Raw genomic sequence first — 15,457 nt, 5'->3', positions numbered from 1 at the left:
CCCGACGCACACGCCGCGCTGCGCGACCACGCCGATGATCACCTCCCAGTTCGTGAGTGTTTTGACTGGTGTTCAGAGGTGTGCTATTCCGTTCTGTTGCTTGCGCCTTCGGCGCTGCGCGGCGCCTTTGGCGCCGGTACTGCCCCGGCCTTCGGCCGGGGGCCTCGGGCTCCGCCCGAGGCTGGCCCGCGCTGCGCGCGGGCAGTGGGCCGGCTGCGCCGGCCGGATCGGGCTGCGCCCGATCGGCGGGGGTGGCGGGCGCTGCGCGCGCGTGGTTGCGGTGAGTCAACTCCGCGCTTCGCTGCGGAGTTGGGTGGGTGTCAGGGTAGGGCCTTCGGCCCTTGGCGGGGTGGGGTGGGGTTCGGGCTTCGCCCGGGCTAACTGGGATGGTGGGTGGGGTGCTTCGCACCTTGGGGGGCGGGTTGGTGAGGGATGGTCGGGTAGTGGGGTCACTCGTTGGAGTGGCGCCGGGGGTGGGCTTCACAGGTCCCCGTGCATCAAAGCGAGTCGCCCGCTAAGCTCTGGAGATGCGGCAGGGTTCCGGGGCACCTAATAAATGCCCAGTGAATTCGGATTTTAACGCCGATTCATTGCAATTTCTTGCACGGTGAAGAATGGACCTAATGGCTCCTGACAGCCTATTTCGTGCGGGAGGACACGAAGGGAGCGCGAAATGTGAAGGCGTAAGATCGGCGAACGTGAATTCCGTGGGCTGGTTCTCAGCCACCAGCTGCGGTCCGTCCAGGAACAGAGCCTGCTTCTGGACGATGGTGGCCAGCGGGTGTGCGGATCCGGCGGGGGCGGGGTCCGGAGGAGCCCCTGCCGGGGCTTCCGCGCGGCTGGAAGCCCAGCACGTCGGGCGGAAGGGCAGTCCAGCCGCCGTTCGGCAGGGCGCAGCGTAGCGGGCGCGGCGACTACCGGATCGGCCGCAGGCCGATGCTGCGGCACGGGTTGGAGGCCGACGAGGGTGGTCTCCAACCCGGGTGAGGTGATGGTGTGTCGGTTCTTGTGCCGACGGCTGATCAGCGGTATCACGCGCGCGCACGTTCTGAGAGTTGGGGTGCTGCATCGTTGCAGGTCAGGGCGTTGTGTGGTGGTTTGAATGTCAGCCCAGGGCTGACATATCCGCGGCTCCTAGGTCAGGCAGTGCTGACGGATCGCAGGTGTTTGGTGGCAGTACTGCTACGGAACTGGTCGCGGGGGTCCGCGGGACTTATCCACCGGCGCTGCGGGTGATCGTGTCCCTCGGCACCGTCGTTCGGTCAGTCCTGGGCTGACATTGCGGTGACTTCCGTGCGTGTCCTGCCACGAATGCGTGGCTGTACTGCCACGTTCGTGTCAGGATGCTGACGTTCAACCCGATCAAGGAGAGCTACCGCATGAGCGCAGGGTCCACGGACGGCAGCTCGGCTGCCGAGCTGCCGGAGCCGAAGCCGGCGCGCGGCCGGCGGCGGCGTCCGAAGCCGCCGGCCACCTCGTACAACCGGATCCCGAGCTCCAGCACCGTCGAGCTGCCGCCCGGCCACGCCGCACAGGTCTTCCCGCTGCCCACCAGCACCGGGTTCGTGGGCGAGGCGTTCTCCATGGACTCGCTGGAGTTCATGCGGTGGGCCGCCAAGCGCTACGACAGCGACCGGTTCGTCCTAGTCGTGCTCCTCACCCTGATGGGCAGCCAGGAGCCCGGCGGCCTGGTGGACACCACGCACGGCCGGGTCGCCGAGTACCTCGAGTACAGCCGACCGCACATCACCCGCGTCTTCCACGTCCTGGAGGCCGACGGGGCCATCAGGAGCGTCCGCAGGGGCCTCTACCAGCTCAACCCCGCCGCTAGCCTGCGCGGGGGCCTGAAAGCCCCCCAGAAGGGCAAGCGGGCCGCCGTGGCGGGTAAGGGTGAGCGCGTGGAGCAGCTCGACCTGCTGCGCGAGATCATGGAGGACCCGGACGCCCCCGACGCCTTCAAGGCAATGGCGCAGCCGGGTGCTTCGCTGGAACCGCGGAAGCTCAAGGAAGGGACGACGTCATGACCGTCACCACCATCGGAGACGCGTGGGCACCGCGCCGGCCGCTGTGGGGCAGCTTCAACGGTCTGGCCTACGTACCGCGGCTCCCTCCCACCGCCTACACCCTGCTGCTCCACCTCCTGACCGAGCAGGAGCCCGGCGGCCTGGTGGCGGCCACCCACGACGAGCTCGGCAACGGGCTGGCCATGGGGCGCGACCAGATCAGCCGAGCCATGCCCTACCTTGTGGCCGCCCGGCTGGTCACCGTCGTTCGCCGCGGCCGCTTCCAGCTCCACCCCGCCATCGCGGCCTTCAACACGCCCAAGGAGCAGCAGCAGGCCATGCGGGCGCTGCCGCCGGAGATGCGGCTCGACGAAGGCGACTTCGAGGAGGAGTACGAGCGCCGGCTCGCCCAGCACCAGGAGGAGAAGGCACGCAAGGCCGAACAGCGCTCCAATAGGGTCTCCGACATCAGCCAGCGCCCCCGGCTCAAGGCTGTGAGGTAGCTCCCGGGAGGGGATCTGCACCCGTGGGGTGAGCGGCAGGCCGGAACGTCGGAACAGGGCCAGGACCATGGTCAGCTCCGTTCGACGTTCGGGCCCGCCGCTGCACACCCTTCCCCAGGAGGGAATCATTCCTGGTCGGTCAGGGCCTTGGCGAAGGTGTCCTCCGAGCCGAGCGAGCGGAGCAGGGGGCCGAGGAGCCTTCCCGTCACCGCACCTGGTGCGTCGCGCAGCTCCGCCAGGGTCGCACCGGTGCTCTCCTCGTACGTGTCCTCGCTGTACCTGTCGTTGCTGGAGAACCCCCACTGCTCGGCGTGCCTGCGGCGGCCGCGGAGTCGATTTGCTCCGACCGCAACAGCCCAGTTCCCGTGGTAGCCCCTGTCGTCGGAGATCAGGCGCATCAGCTCCAGCATGTGCCGGGTGAGGACGACAGCGCCCACGTCGAGGAGAACCTGCTCCTCATCCTTCGAATTCCGCTCGGACCCGTCGGACAGGCGGGACATGAACAGCCGTAGCCCTCCATCCTCGAAGAGCTGGACTTCGATCACGTCCTCGTCGCCCCACCTGCCCTCAGGGGCATGCGTGCGGTCTGACTTGAGGTTCGAAGAACTGAGAGCCACACCCCTTGCCCGCCGGCGTCCCCGGTGGGCAGCGCCCAAGTCCGGGCTGAAGCCCCGATTGGAGAGTGCGGTCCGTAGGGTCTGGTCTTCCCTGACACGGCGGATTAGCGCCTGGAGGAGCGTGTTCCAGTCCTGGGCACCGGTGATGGGCAGACACATGTCCCGTCGTCCGGCCGTGGGCCGGGCAACCAGGAAGAAGTGGGACTGGGCTCCGACGTCGCGCAGCGGGTCCTCGTCCATCTCCTTGCGCAGCAGCTTGACCGTGTCGGCTTCGGCGTCGCGCCGTCGTGCGTGGAGGGCGACGACTTCGGCGTCACCCATCTGGTACTTGGTCTTGTCGCCCCGGCCGAAGTAGCGGTTGTCGACCATGTGCGGTGCTACGGGGCTGGCAGGGATATGCACGACGAGATAGCCGGTCCCGTCGTCGGCCGCCGAGCTGATCTCCTCGGTGAGGACGGTGAGAGGCGGGTCGGGGATGGTCCGGGCCACCTGTTCGATCTTCTCCGGCAGCCCGTTCAGGGGCTGCGGGGCGAGTTCGAAGGTGCGGCTGTCCTTGTTCTCCTGCACGCCGATGATCAGGGTGCCGCCGTCGACGGCGAACGAGGACAGGTCCCGAGCGAGTTCCTTGTTGTCGCCCTTGTTGTTCGGAGCCTTCTTGAGGTCCAGATGGTGGCTTTCCTCGAACAGACCGCCGTCGATGGCGGCCTGAAGATCGGCCTCTGTCTTAGGTGTCCACCGGGGGTTGTCGGAGGAGAGGTAGATCGAAGTCACTGAGGTCCTGCTTCCGTGATCCAGAGCCGTCCCTGGCCGTAGCCCAAAAGGCTGAAGGCCAGGGTACGGAGCAGGGGCGACAAGGGGACTTCCGTTTACGGGAACGCTGCAAGCGCCCGTTACCCAGCCAGCGACACCGGCCGGTACATCGTCTGCGACGGCCACGCCCGCGCGGCCCGTATCCACGTCGTCGGCGGCCACATCGACCCCGGCCTCCCGAACGCCTCCTGACGCCCTGCAAGGCCGCTGACGGCCCTGCGCGGCAAGCGGCGCCCCACGGCCCGGATCAGGCCGCGTGAGCCCGGCAGAGGGCCCTGGAGGCCCTCGCCGAGCCCGGCTCCGCTCTCTCCGCAGGAACAGCGCGAGGCACCGACCACCACCAGGTGACCGGCGCCTCGCGGCTTGTCAGAGCCGGCTTCGCCGAACGACGGACCGGCCGGGCGGGACCTGCTCGGCCCCGCGCAGGGCCAGGGCCGCGGTGCGGGTGCGCTCCAACCAGTCCATGACCTGGCGCACCGTGGCGGCATCAAGGGCGCGGGTGAGGTCGCGGACGGCCCGGTGGTCGTCGTCGGTCAGGAAGTGGAGGCCGGCGCGCTCCAGGGCGGTATAGAGGGGCTGGGCGGCGGCGCCGGCGAGGCCTCGGTGGGCGGCATCGGTGGTCTGCCGGGCCTGGTAGGCAGCCTCGGCGGCACGGTCCGCGATGTCGCGGCGGTGGTGCTCGGCGCGCAGCGCCTGCTGGAGAACGGTGTCCAGGTCGGGATCGTAGCGCTCGGCGCCGGTCCGGGCGGTGTGGTCGTGCACGCGCTGCCACTCGGCCAGGGCGTCGGCCGCGGTGGCGAACGCGGCCTCGTAGCCGGCGTCGGCGTACCGATCGGCGGCGCGCTCGTCCTCCCGGGCCCGCTGCAGGGCCTGCTGGATGCTCTCCAGGGTCATCCCGGCCGCCCGCCGGCGGACCCGGCGGCGGACGTCGCCGAGCAGCCCGTGCTCCTGGCCGTCGTCCTCGTACTCGTCATGGTCGTTGGCGGCGGGGTGCTGGGCGAGGGCGGCGTGCAGGGTCGACCCGGCCTGCCAGGCCTCGGCGTGCACGACGGGTGCCGGTTGGCCGTCCGGCCCCGGGCCGAGGACGATCCGGCCGTCGATCAGGGCCGCCCAGCCGTCCAGGCCGTCGACATCGCGCTCGGTCCAGCCGCGGGCCAGGCCGGCGCCGTGGTGGAGGGTGCGGATGCCGTCGTCGCCGGACCAGCGCAGCCAGATCGCGCCGCGCACCAGCGGCGAGTCCAGAAGCGGGCGGCCCAGGTCCCGGTCCGCGGGCGCGGGCCGGCTCCGGGAGGCGGACAGCTCCAACCGCCCGGGCGCGGCGGGGTCGGGGCCGGTGGTGTTCGGGACCGGCTTCACGGAGTCCGGCATGGAGATGCCTCCCCTTCTCTGGGCTGTGCGTGTGGTTCAACGGCGGCCGCCACCGGACGGTGACGGCCGGACGGCTTCGCCTACCGGACGGCCATCGGCGGCTGGCCGCCGGCGATGCGGCAGGCGTCGCGGTCGATGTGGAAGCGCGGCCCGGCGTCGCGGTCCTGACCCGGCTCCGGGAGAGGGCCGAACCAGGTGATGCCCTCCCCGGTGATCCGGTCGCCGCAGTGGGCGCAGCGCCACCGCGCCGGCGTCAGCGCCCACGCCGCCTCGAGGTCCGCCAGCTCCTGGTCGGCGTCACCGCGGCCGTGGTCGTTTTGGTGGTCGTCGGTCGTCATCAGGCCTTGTCCCCTCCTTGGAATTCCTGGCGGATTTCGCGGTCGAACGCTTCCGGAGAATTAGGGTGCAAACCCGGCATCGGGGCGCCGGGAATGCGGTTCGGAATTTCCTCCTGCTCCGCCGCCGTGTCCGGATTCCCTGGATTCTCGCCTGCCGTAGCCGTGTCTGGCCGGTCGCGGCGGGCCGGTGGCCGCGATGCTCCCGGTGCGGGGCGCGGCCACCGGCCGGTGATCGTCCTGCATGAACTCGCGGTGTAAATAGGCGAGTTGGCCGATGGTGCTGTTCGGTCAGTTGAGGTCGAAGTCGTTGGGGTCGAACTCGAAGTCGTCGGGTCCGAATCCGCCGTAGCCGGCGCCGCCGTTGAAGTAGTCGGCGAGGGCCTGGCCGATCACGGCGCGCACGTCGCCCTCGTCCTCGGCGACGGCCAGGGCGGCGGCCTGCTCGCCCGTCAGGTTCAGGTGGATGTCGCGGGCTCGGACGGCGTCGGAGCCGCGGATCTCGAAACTGACGGCGCGGCCGACCCGGGCGCCGATCCCGGAGATCGTGCCGCGCTGGGCGAGCTGCTTGGCCTTGCGCTCCCGGCCGCGCTCGGTGGTCTGCACCTCGACGGCCTCGCGCTGGAGCTGGTCGACGTTCTGCTGCTTGGTGGGGTGGCGGGTGCCGTCGATCCAGCGCAGCACGGTGCGCGGCGCGACGCCGTAGGCGGCGGCCATCGCCTTGGTGTTCCCGCCGTACTTGCGCTCGCGCACCTGGCCGGCCTGCGTGGTGGACTGCACCGGCGCCTTCCGGGAGGGGAACAGCGCCTCGCGCACCCGGCCGAACAATCCGCCCGCCATCAGTTCCCGCCTTCCTCATCGTCGCCGCCGGTACCGGCGGCCCCGTCGTCGGTTCCGGTCTGCTCGGGGCCGATCGCCATGCCGTCGGTGGTGTAGTGGTGGACCAGCTTGGAGGGGTGCTCCCGGCGCTCCATCGCCTCGACCACGACCCCCAGCGGGATCGAGGCCTCGTGCTTGTGGCTGCCCGGGGCGATGCCCAGGCGCAGCGCCCCGGGGACCGGTGTGCCGTCGTCCTTGACCGGCAGCAGCTCCAGCGGTGAGGGGGCGTCGGTGGCGTAGAGGTAGGAGTCGACGTTGACGGCGAAGGGGGCGCGGCCGGTGAGTTGGAGGGTCTTGCGCAGGCGGCGGTGGGCGGCGATGCGGGCGGCGGCGATGATGTGGAAGCGGATCTCGGGGCGGTAGGACCAGGCGGCGGCGACCTTCTCCAGCCACGCCTGGTCGTCGAGGTGGCGGGCGGAGTCGGCCCACTTGCCGATGCCGCCCTTGTAGATGTTCTTGTACAGGCCGGCGAGGACCAGGGCGTCCGTACGGACCGGGTCGGTGCCGGTGTCCTTGTGAACGGCGTAGGCGGCGAGGAACTCCTCCGGGCCTTGGCCGTCGACCAGGCCGAGGCCGGCGTAGGCGCGCTTGTAGCCGGCCCGCAGGTGCCCGGTCCACTCCTTGAGCAACGGGACCGTGTGCGGGGACAGGTACGCCTGGGTAATGGTGGCGGGGTCGAAGCCGTAGGTGGTGGCCATGTAGGCCACCGTCGGGGTGGCGTACCAACCGGGCCCGGTCGGCGGGCGGCCGTGGAAGGTCGCCGGGTGCGGCAGCAGCTCGTCGACCGCCGTGGTGGTGAAGTCGCACCACCACAGGCCGGCGGTCTTCCCACCGTTCCAGTCCGGGCTCTGCACCAGCTCCAGCGGGCTGGCGGGCAGGCGCAGGGAGTCGGTGACGGACAGGTAGGAGGCGCAGACGTCGACCGCCACCGCCCACGGGCGCACGGACTCCTCGGCGGTGAGCTCGCGGGCCCACCACTTGTAGTCCTCCTCCTCGCACACCGCCTCACCTTTGCTGAGCAGCTCGCGGGTGAGCGGGTGGCGGGCCCCGGCGGCCGGTGGCACGCACAGGTCCCCCGTCGGGAGCGCGCCCTCGCGCAGGTGCGAGAACCACTCCCCCGTCGCCGGGTCCTTCACCCACTCCACGCGCGGGCGCACCGCCTCCAGCAGGGCCATCCCGGTGGTGGCGGTGGTCGCGCCGGGGGCGACGCCGAGGTCGGTGGTGAAGGCCCGGAAGCGGCGGGCGAACGTTGCCCCGTCGACGGTGCCGTCGGGCGCGGTGGCGAGCGGCAGGGCGAGGGCGCTGGTGGCCTGCTGGCGGGCGTCGCCCTGCCCGAGCCACGGCGCCACGACGACCCGGACCGACGTCTTCTGCCCGCCGGCCGAACCCGCGCGGCGGAAGGCGTGGAAGGTCGGCCCGACGTGCTCGGAGACCTCCATCCCGACCGCGGCGGCGGCCTTCGCCAGCTTCGCCTGCAGCGAGGCCAGGGCCTTCTCCGTACCGGGCAGGGCGGCGGGCAGGCCGAGCTGCTTGAGCGCGCCGGCGGTCAGGCAGACCGTGCCGTCACCGCCTCGCCCGGACGGATGGGCCCGCTCGATCCGCAGCGGCAGGCCGGTTCCCAGCCACGCGAACCAGTCGCCCAGCTTCATCCCGGCCGGCACCGGGAAGCCCGGGACGTCCAGCGCCCAGGTGCCGTCCTCGGCCACGTCCAGCGCGACCATCGGCCACCAGCGCGCAGCGGCAGCCGGAGCGGCCGGACGCGGCGCAGCCGGACGGGAGGCGGGACGGGACGTCGCCCGGCGCGCCTTGGCCGCGGCCGGGGCCGCGGTGGGCGTGGGCCGGACCGGCACCGAGGCGACAGGAGCAGGAGCAGTTGCGGGTGCGACCGGGACGGACGGGGCGGGGACCGGCTGCTCGGCCTGGGTGGTCGGGGCAGCGGGCGCAGCGGCGGGACGGCAGAAGCCGCCCAGGTGCATCGGGCGGCCCTGGGCCCGGTAGACGGACGGCTGCCCGCACTGCACGCACGGCGCGGCCGGGCCCATCACCAGTGAGCCGTCCGGGTGCTGGTCCAGCATCACCTGCTGCGGCGCCGGGGCGGCCTGCTGCTCGGGCGTGGCCGGGCCCTGCACCGGGGCGGGCGCGGAGGCGGCCTGCTGCCCGGGCGCGGGGAAGCGCGCGGCGAGGCCGTCGAGGAGGCGGGCGTAGGCCGGGGCGATGTCCGGGCCCGGGACGGCGCTGCCGTCCTCCCAACCCTGGACCAGGGCCGAGTTCACCCGCAGGGCCGCGGCGATCTGCGCCGGGGTGAGCCCGGCCGCCAGGCGCAGCCGCTTGCGCTCCGCCGGGACCGGCAGGCCGGTGCTCACGGCGGCGAGCAGCTCGTCGACGGAGTGGAACAGCTCGTCGGACATCGGGGTGTTCTCCTCAGCGTCCGTTGGGTCGGGTCGGGTCGAGGCGCGGGTCACCGAACAGGGCGTCGAAGACCGGCTCGGCGACACAGGCGATCAGGCCCCGCTCGGCGTGCCGCAGGGTGTAGCCGGCGCTGCGGCCGAGGCCGGCCGCGGCGAGCGGGACCTGCGGGCGGTAGTAGAAGGTGAGCTCCCGGCCGGAGTACTCGGTCGGTTCGGTCGCCCGCTCCGCCGGGGCGAACGGCAGGGTGAACGACGGCAGGGCGGCTACGTCGTCCTCGGAGGCCAGGCGCAGGACGCCGTCGTCGGTGGTCCGGAACGCGACGACCAGGTTGACGCCGTCGGCGCGCCGGTCGCGCGGCAGGCCGTGGCCCTCGAGGACCCGGCCCAGCTGCGTGGGGGACATGCCGGCCGCGATGCCCAGCGCGCGGCGATTGGAGTAGCCGCTGGTGGCGTCCGCCCGGGACAGCGTCAGCTCCTTGAACACGGCCAGGTGCTGGATGACGTGGCTGGTCCGGGCGACCAGAGCGGTGAGGTCGTCGAAGCCGGAGGCCCGCGGCGGCTCCACCAGCCTCCCCTCCCGCAGCGCGGCGAGCAGCGCCCGGCCCAGGTCGTCGGGCACCTCGACCTGCTCGCCGTCGAAACTGATCCTCACGACACCACTCCCAAACAGTAGAACCTAAACAAATAGTACGGCTGTACATTCTGGACGTCAAACAGGAAGGGGTGCACGCCGATGCCGCACGCCGGAGTCCGCCAGGAATCCGAAGCCGCGAGCTGGGGACGGGCGGCCAGGCGAGGCGTGGGCGAGCCGCCTCCGGGCCTCATGGACGGCCGTCTGTCCATCCCTCTGGCTCGCGGCATGCCGGGGTCTGCCCCACCGGGGCCCTCTGCCGTGACAACGGGAGGCGCCAAAAGTCGGGACGGGCTGTCGGTCCGAAGCCATACTGTGCGGCCATGAACATCACGCACTCCTCCCCGGTACCGGTAGAACAGATCCGCCAACTGCCCACCAGGGACGTCGCGCTGCTCCTGCTGCGTTACTACGTCGACAGCGGTCATCAGCACCTGCAGTTCGTCGGCCTCATCAACTCGATGCGGCAGGCGTTCCGCGATGAACGGGATGCCGATGCACTGCTCCATCGGCTGGCCGACGCCTGGAGCTGGTTGGAGTCGCGTGCCCTGCTGTCCCGGGACCACACACAGTCGGACGCCTTCCGACGCGTGTCCCGGGAGGCCCGGGAGCTGATACAGGCACCGGACGGCATGGCGCGGTTCGAAGCGGGCGAACGCCTCTCCGGGCCTCTACACCCCCGTCTTGAGGGCACGGTCCGCACGAACTTCAACCTCGGCGACTACGAGACCGCCTGCTTCGCCGCGATGAAGGCGGTCGAGGTGGCGGTCCGCGAGGCGTCCGGGCTCGACAACTCCCTCGTCGGAGTCAGGCTGATGCGTGCCGCGTTCCAGCCGCACCAGCACGGCAAGCCCGGCGGCCCGCTCGCCGACCCCGAAGCAGAAGGCGGCGAGCAGGAGGCGGCATCGGCCCTGTTCGCCGGCGCCATGGGTGCCTACAAGAACCCGACCAGCCACCGCACCGTCGACTTCGACGACCCGATCGAGGCAGCCGAGGTGATCCAGTTCGCAGACCTGCTCCTGCGACAGGTCGACCGGGCCGGGCGCCGCCGCACCCAGTAGCCGGGCGTGCCGCCAACCCGGTCCGGCCCGGTCACCCTCGCGGTGGCCGGGCCGGGCCGGACCGGACCGCGTCCCGCCCTGCGGGGTCAGCGGGCGTTGCGTCGCACGAGAACCTTGAGGACCTCGCGAGCGTCGCGGCGGCGGTCGGCGTTGCGGGCGGCGACGGCGGTGACGGCCGCGGCGGTGATCGCCACCGCGTACCAGGCGGTGCTCGCGGCGGTGATGAGGGCGGCGTGGTGCAGGGCGGGGGACACGGCTGTCTCCTGGTGGTGGGCTCGGTGTCGGCGGGCGGGTTACTGGCAGACGAGGTCGTGCAGCTGCTCGGTGATGGTCTCGGTGGGCAGGACGAAGGTGCCGAAGCGGTCGTCCTCGCGCACGGTGTCGAGGTCGTCGACGGTGCTGCGCAGTTTCGGGTCGGGCCGTACGAGGTCGGTGGTGTCCTCGGGCAGGTACTGGCTGTGCCAGGGGATGTTGAAGAGGTAGAGGTCGACCGGCGGCAGGCTGGGCGCCGGCGTGGCCGGGCGGGCGCGGTGGGGCTGGTCCATGAGCCGGGCGGTCTCGCGGTACCAGTGCTCGGCGTCCCGGAGCTCGCCGAGCGCGGCGTGGTGCAGGTAGAGGGCGTAGCCGGCGTTGCTCTCCCCGCCGCCGGCGGCGAACTGGAACCAGAACTGGGCGTTGACGGGGTGTCCGCTGAGGTGGAGGAGGGCGGCGAAGACCAGGGCCCCCCTGGGGTCCCCGCTGAGGCGCAGCGCGTCGAGGTGGTCGGGGGCGTCGTCCTCGTTGATGATGCAGGTGGCGAGGGTGCGCAGGTCGCGCTCGGCGTGCTGCTGGAAGGTCAGGTACTGCTCGTGCGGGCGGCCGGCCGGAGCGGGCGTGGCCGCGGTCTCGGGTTCGGGGGCGGGCGCGGCCTGCTGCTTGAGGGCGGCGATCTTCGCCGCGATGCGCCGGCGGCCGGCCTTCGGGTCGTAGCCGGTGAAGCGGGCGTAGGGGGCGGCGGTGTGGGTCAGGTGGTCGAGTTCGGTGTGCACCGGTCTACTCCTCGTCGGACTCGGCGGCGGCGAGCAGCGTGAGCTTGCGGAGCTTGCTGTGGGCCTGGTGGACGAGCACGCGCACGGTGCTCGGGTTGATGCCCATGACGGCGGCGGTGTCGGCGGTGCTGTACTCGAGGAAGCGGTTGAACAGCAGCGCGTCGTACTGGCGCTCGGGCAGGCGGCTGATGGCGTGGTAGATCCCGAGCCCGTCCTCCAGCGCCTCGAAAACGGGGCGGGTGGCGCGGTTGGCGGCGTCCATGAAGACGCTCTGCTCGACCAGCATGAGGACCTCGCCGCGCTGGCGGCGCTCGTTCTCGACCGCGAAGCGCAGCAGGCCCCAGGCGTGGCCGACGGGGTTGGGGTGGGCCAGGACCTGGTCCCAGTCGGCGCCGAGGTGGGCGAAGACGTCCTCGACCAGGTCCTGGATCTGCTCCGGCTCGCTCAGGGTGAGCTGGGCGCGGGCGTAGTCGAGGTAGCGCTGGTGGTAGTGCTCGAAGAAGGCGTCGAACTCTATCGACACCAGCGGCCGGTCATCGTCGCCGTGGTCGCCGCCGTGCACGTCCTGGTTCACGCGGCGGCCGCCCGGTCGAGCGCGCCGCGGTGCCGCTCGGCGGAGCCGGGGTGGTCGGCGACCGGCCGCACCCAGGCCTGGCCGGGTGTGGCGGCGGGCTGGGGGCTGACTCGACGGATGAAGGTGTTCACTTGCAGGACCTCTCATGCTCGGGTGCTGTCATTCCGTGGGGGCGGCGTGACGTCAAGTGACAGCTTTCCGGCATGCGGCCCGTTTCGTTTAGCCCCGGCACGAAGAAAATTGCGGAGCGTGTCAATCCGCCTACTGAGTGATCGCATTTGGGCGGGCACCTCCGGCTGCGGACGCACCGACGGCAGGTCGGCCGACGGAAGCGCGCAGACGTTCGGAGAGCGGCAGACCGCGCGTCAACCGAGAACCGCGGCGCGCCGCGCACGAGGTGACGGACCGCCGCCGTCCCGCAGCCGGCTGCTAGCCGTAGACCATGATCACCACGAACTGGTGGCGCCGCGGCGCCACCGCGCTGACCGCCGCAGCCCTCGCCCTGCTCGCCGTCCCGGCCCAGGCCGCCCCCGTACCCACCGCAGCGCACCGCGCCGGCGAGACGCTGACTGTGCCCTTGCTGGAGGCGATCGAGGCGCTGCCCGTCGCCGACGAGGACCGCACTGGCTACGTCCGGACCGCCTTCCGGCACTGGATTGACGCGGACAAGGACGGCTGCAACACCAGGAAGGAGGTCATCCTGCGTGAAGCCGTCGAGGCGCCGCAGATCGGCCCCGGCTGCTCGCTGACCGGCGGGACCTGGTACTCGATCTACGACGGCGTGGTGGTCACCGACGCCTCCGCCCTCGATGTCGACCATGTGGTGCCGCTCGCCGAGGCCTGGGACAGTGGGGCCTCGGCCTGGAGCGCGGCCGAGCGCCAGGCCTACGCCAACGACCTGGACGAGCCCCGTGACCTGGTCGCCGTCACCGCCCGCTCGAACCGCAGCAAGAGCGACAAGGACATCGCCGAGTGGCGCCCGATCGAGGAGGAGACGTGCGACTACCTCACCCGGTGGACCGTCTCCAAGACCCGCTGGCGCCAGAGCGTCGACACCAAGGAGAAGACCGTCCTGCGCGACCTGGGCGCCACCTGCCCCAACGAGCCCCTGACCATCACCCTCGCCCGCTGACCCCCAACCCGACACCCACACCCAGTAGGCCGTAGACCGGCACCACCGACACCGAAGCGGGGCGGCCGCCGCACCCCCCAGGGCGGCGGCCGCCAGCCGTGCGGCGGGTCCCCCCTACCGCTACCCGAAGGCGACAACGACGTCCGGCTTCTCCCCGCCGACGACGGTCTCGGGCACAGCGGTGGTGACGGTGCCGTCCCCGGCGGGCAGCCACAGTTCGGCGGCGCGGGGGCGGTGCGCGCCGCCGCGCCCGGTCGCGCGGACCTCGGCCCGACGACCGGTGAGCTGACCGAACCCGTCCCCGAGGCCGGACCACCGGGACGCGGTGACCTCCAGGCGCAGGTGGGCGCCGGGCCAGGGGCCGGGGGTGAGCAGGACGGTGCCAGTGCGCCGCAAGTGCGCGACGAGGCGGTCCAGGGCTCGCGGCGGCACGCCGGTGGGGGTGGCGGCGAGGACGACGGGGCAGGCGGCGGCGAGCGCGGTGATGACCTCGGCGGCGTGCTCGCCAGGGTGGTCGGCGACGACCAGGCGGCGCAGGTCGATGCCATAGCCGGCCGCCGCGGCCAGCCCGAGGTCGGGCAGGCCGACGGCTGCGGTCCAGGCGTGCGGGTCGGCGGTCGCCGGACCGGCGGCGAGCGCGAGCAGCAGCCCCGTGTCGGTGGCCTCGGTGATGGTGCCCTTCGCCAGGCCGCCGTGCGGCAGGAGGCCGGCGAGCGCGGCCAGGACCGGCAGCACGGCGGCCCGCGCCTCGCGGGCCCGGGCGGCCGGTGACGTCGCCTCGAGGAGGTCTGCCAGCTGCGGCCGACCGGCCAGCGGCGCGGCTTGCGCCGCCGCGGTGGTCACCCCGTCTCCGAAGTGGTGGTGTCTTCGGCGGTCGGCGCGGCAGCCGCCGGGGCGGTGCCACCGATGGGCGGGAGCGGCTGGACTGCGGTGCCGTCGGCGATCAGCCAGGCCGCCGCCTTGTCCTCGCCCCAGCGGGCGTGGGTGATCCACGGCCCGGGGCCGAGCCTGCGCCGGACCGTGAGCAGCGCCGAGCGCCACCCGCCTTCGGCGCGCACCCACGCCAGGCGCCAGGCCTGCTCGGCCGGATCCGTGGCGGCCGGGCCGGCGAGTTCGGGCGGCACGACGACCGCATCCCGCCAGACGCCGTAGTACGGCGCCCCCGCGGGCGGCCGGCCGGTGGGCTCGGGCAGGGGACGGATGCGGTCCTTATCGAACAGGAACCAGCCCCACCCCTCCGGCTCCTGGCCGTCGGGTGCCCAGCGGACATGCACCACCCACAGCGCGCTTCCCGGCGGGCGCCGCCACACCGTGAGCATCCCCGGACGCCACCGGCCCCCGTGGCGGATCTCCACCAGCCGCCACCGGCGCACATCCCGGTAGTACCCGGGCAGCGACATCAGCTCCCGCGGCGCCCGCTCGGCATCGCCCGGCGCGGGCTCGGGGCGCACGGGGCGAGAGAAGGGGACAGCCGACGTCATAGAACTATTGTTCGATAACTTCCTAGAGTGATCAAACGTCAGCTCCGACCCTCGCCGACCCGGCCCGCCGTGAAAAGGAGCAGCATCGGCAGGGAGAGGCGATCACGCAGCTTCGAACGGGTCTTCGCCCCCCAGACCGACCAGCGGCTGCCATACACCGGGAGGACCCCTGAGCACCACCGGCTGGCACCTGCCTGCTGCGCACCGGCTGCGACCGAGCCGTCCAGGCACGCCGGGCAGGCCTGGGGGCGGCCGGTCAACGAGTGTCGCCGGCCCAGTCCCAGCGGAGCGGGTCCGCAACGCGCGGCTCGTAGTGCGCCCGGCCGCCGGCGCCGTATCGGCCGATCTCCGTCAGCAGCGCGGCGCCGTCGGCGAGCTGCTCGGCGCTCCAGCCGGTCACATCCAGCAGCAGACCGTCCAGGGGCCCTCCGCACAGCTCCCGGTACGCGCGCCCCGGCCGCGGGCCGCAGTCCTCGCCGTGGTCCGCCCCGTACACCCGCCCCCGCATCAGCACCTCGTCGTCGTCCATGCCCGCCAGCATCGCAACCACCACCGACACACCATCGGCCACCGCCTGCCCGCGCGGCCCGCCCGCCGTAGAGTCCGAGACGATGACCGACCAGAGCG

Annotated in this window: 17 protein-coding genes; 4 read left to right on the top strand and 13 right to left on the bottom strand. The window is 72.4% G+C overall.

Annotated elements, in window-relative coordinates:
• Positions 1-1,379 precede the first annotated feature (1,379 nt).
• Together ABT093_RS24430 and ABT093_RS24425 are read left to right on the top strand one after the other, a co-directional pair.
• Positions 1,380-2,024 carry a helix-turn-helix domain-containing protein gene (locus ABT093_RS24430; RefSeq protein ID WP_350567934.1) on the top strand — a complete coding sequence of 215 codons (645 nt, stop codon included), beginning with the start codon at positions 1,380-1,382 and terminating at the stop codon, positions 2,022-2,024.
• Positions 2,021-2,506 carry a hypothetical protein gene (locus tag ABT093_RS24425; protein ID WP_350567931.1) on the top strand — a complete coding sequence of 162 codons (486 nt, stop codon included), beginning with the start codon at positions 2,021-2,023 and terminating at the stop codon, positions 2,504-2,506. The genes ABT093_RS24430 and ABT093_RS24425 overlap by 4 nt, the downstream gene beginning before the upstream one ends.
• A 125-nt stretch (positions 2,507-2,631) precedes the next feature.
• Here ABT093_RS24425 and ABT093_RS24420 read toward each other — a convergent pair whose 3' ends face one another.
• The 6 genes from ABT093_RS24420 to ABT093_RS24395 all read right to left on the bottom strand — a co-directional run bounded on the left by ABT093_RS24420 (position 2,632) and on the right by ABT093_RS24395 (position 9,575).
• On the bottom strand, positions 2,632-3,894 hold the full coding sequence (locus ABT093_RS24420) for an AlbA family DNA-binding domain-containing protein (RefSeq protein ID WP_350567929.1): 1,263 nt from the start codon (positions 3,892-3,894) through the stop codon (positions 2,632-2,634).
• 405 nt (positions 3,895-4,299) lie between these two features.
• On the bottom strand, positions 4,300-5,301 hold the full coding sequence (locus ABT093_RS24415) for a hypothetical protein (protein ID WP_350567926.1): 1,002 nt from the start codon (positions 5,299-5,301) through the stop codon (positions 4,300-4,302).
• 80 nt (positions 5,302-5,381) lie between these two features.
• On the bottom strand, positions 5,382-5,639 hold the full coding sequence (locus ABT093_RS24410) for a hypothetical protein (RefSeq protein ID WP_350567924.1): 258 nt from the start codon (positions 5,637-5,639) through the stop codon (positions 5,382-5,384).
• A 288-nt stretch (positions 5,640-5,927) separates the two neighbouring features.
• A complete protein-coding gene (locus tag ABT093_RS24405) occupies positions 5,928-6,476 on the bottom strand; it encodes a hypothetical protein (protein WP_350567922.1) in 549 nt (182 codons plus the stop codon).
• Entirely contained in the window at positions 6,476-8,923 is a 2,448-nt protein-coding gene (locus ABT093_RS24400) for a helix-turn-helix domain-containing protein (RefSeq protein ID WP_350567920.1), read from the bottom strand. The genes ABT093_RS24405 and ABT093_RS24400 overlap by 1 nt, the downstream gene beginning before the upstream one ends.
• 13 nt (positions 8,924-8,936) lie before the next feature.
• Positions 8,937-9,575 carry a hypothetical protein gene (locus ABT093_RS24395; RefSeq protein ID WP_350567918.1) on the bottom strand — a complete coding sequence of 213 codons (639 nt, stop codon included), beginning with the start codon at positions 9,573-9,575 and terminating at the stop codon, positions 8,937-8,939.
• Positions 9,576-9,877: 302 nt separating this feature from the next.
• On the opposite strand from ABT093_RS24395, the gene ABT093_RS24390 reads away from it, so the two are divergent.
• The gene (locus ABT093_RS24390; protein ID WP_350567915.1) at positions 9,878-10,615 is read left to right on the top strand and encodes a TIGR02391 family protein; all 738 of its coding nucleotides are present in this window, start codon (positions 9,878-9,880) and stop codon (positions 10,613-10,615) included.
• Between the two features lie 86 nt (positions 10,616-10,701).
• On the opposite strand, the gene ABT093_RS24385 is transcribed toward ABT093_RS24390, so the two are convergent.
• From ABT093_RS24385 to ABT093_RS24370, 4 genes are read right to left on the bottom strand one after another with little or no spacing between them, the layout of a single operon-like run.
• Entirely contained in the window at positions 10,702-10,869 is a 168-nt protein-coding gene (locus tag ABT093_RS24385; RefSeq protein ID WP_350567912.1) for a hypothetical protein, read from the bottom strand.
• A 39-nt stretch (positions 10,870-10,908) separates the two neighbouring features.
• Positions 10,909-11,643 carry a hypothetical protein gene (locus ABT093_RS24380; RefSeq protein WP_350567909.1) on the bottom strand — a complete coding sequence of 245 codons (735 nt, stop codon included), beginning with the start codon at positions 11,641-11,643 and terminating at the stop codon, positions 10,909-10,911.
• A 4-nt stretch (positions 11,644-11,647) separates the two neighbouring features.
• Positions 11,648-12,217 carry an RNA polymerase sigma factor gene (locus ABT093_RS24375; RefSeq protein ID WP_350567907.1) on the bottom strand — a complete coding sequence of 190 codons (570 nt, stop codon included), beginning with the start codon at positions 12,215-12,217 and terminating at the stop codon, positions 11,648-11,650.
• Complete coding sequence (locus ABT093_RS24370) at positions 12,214-12,348, bottom strand: hypothetical protein (protein ID WP_350567904.1); 135 nt, start codon at positions 12,346-12,348, stop codon at positions 12,214-12,216. Before ABT093_RS24370 ends, ABT093_RS24375 begins: the two co-directional genes overlap by 4 nt.
• Before the next feature lie 311 nt (positions 12,349-12,659).
• Between ABT093_RS24370 and ABT093_RS24365 the strand changes: the two genes are divergently transcribed.
• A complete protein-coding gene (locus ABT093_RS24365) occupies positions 12,660-13,349 on the top strand; it encodes an HNH endonuclease family protein (RefSeq protein ID WP_350567902.1) in 690 nt (229 codons plus the stop codon).
• 120 nt (positions 13,350-13,469) lie between these two features.
• On the opposite strand, the gene imuA' is transcribed toward ABT093_RS24365, so the two are convergent.
• The 3 genes from imuA' to ABT093_RS24350 all read right to left on the bottom strand — a co-directional run bounded on the left by imuA' (position 13,470) and on the right by ABT093_RS24350 (position 15,359).
• On the bottom strand, positions 13,470-14,192 hold the full coding sequence (gene imuA' / locus ABT093_RS24360) for a DnaE2-dependent mutagenesis accessory factor ImuA' (RefSeq protein ID WP_350567899.1): 723 nt from the start codon (positions 14,190-14,192) through the stop codon (positions 13,470-13,472).
• Entirely contained in the window at positions 14,189-14,800 is a 612-nt protein-coding gene (locus ABT093_RS24355) for a hypothetical protein (RefSeq protein ID WP_350567896.1), read from the bottom strand. The genes imuA' and ABT093_RS24355 overlap by 4 nt, the downstream gene beginning before the upstream one ends.
• A gap of 286 nt (positions 14,801-15,086) precedes the next feature.
• Entirely contained in the window at positions 15,087-15,359 is a 273-nt protein-coding gene (locus tag ABT093_RS24350; protein ID WP_350567893.1) for a hypothetical protein, read from the bottom strand.
• Between the last annotated feature and the right edge of the window lie 98 nt (positions 15,360-15,457).

This window comes from Kitasatospora sp. NPDC002551, from assembly GCF_040296005.1.
In the GTDB taxonomy this organism is placed as follows: Bacteria; Actinomycetota; Actinomycetes; order Streptomycetales; family Streptomycetaceae; genus Kitasatospora.
This window is presented reverse-complemented; position numbering and strand designations above follow the sequence as displayed.

Coding starts and splice junctions, on each gene's coding strand:
- ABT093_RS24430 (WP_350567934.1), top strand. CDS start 1,380: ATGAGCGCAGGGTCCACGGACGGCAGCTCGGCTGCCGAGCTGCCGGAG.
- ABT093_RS24425 (WP_350567931.1), top strand. CDS start 2,021: ATGACCGTCACCACCATCGGAGACGCGTGGGCACCGCGCCGGCCGCTG.
- ABT093_RS24415 (WP_350567926.1), bottom strand. CDS start 5,301: ATGCCGGACTCCGTGAAGCCGGTCCCGAACACCACCGGCCCCGACCCC.
- ABT093_RS24410 (WP_350567924.1), bottom strand. CDS start 5,639: ATGACGACCGACGACCACCAAAACGACCACGGCCGCGGTGACGCCGAC.
- ABT093_RS24405 (WP_350567922.1), bottom strand. CDS start 6,476: ATGGCGGGCGGATTGTTCGGCCGGGTGCGCGAGGCGCTGTTCCCCTCC.
- ABT093_RS24400 (WP_350567920.1), bottom strand. CDS start 8,923: ATGTCCGACGAGCTGTTCCACTCCGTCGACGAGCTGCTCGCCGCCGTG.
- ABT093_RS24390 (WP_350567915.1), top strand. CDS start 9,878: ATGAACATCACGCACTCCTCCCCGGTACCGGTAGAACAGATCCGCCAA.
- ABT093_RS24365 (WP_350567902.1), top strand. CDS start 12,660: ATGATCACCACGAACTGGTGGCGCCGCGGCGCCACCGCGCTGACCGCC.
- ABT093_RS24350 (WP_350567893.1), bottom strand. CDS start 15,359: ATGGACGACGACGAGGTGCTGATGCGGGGGCGGGTGTACGGGGCGGAC.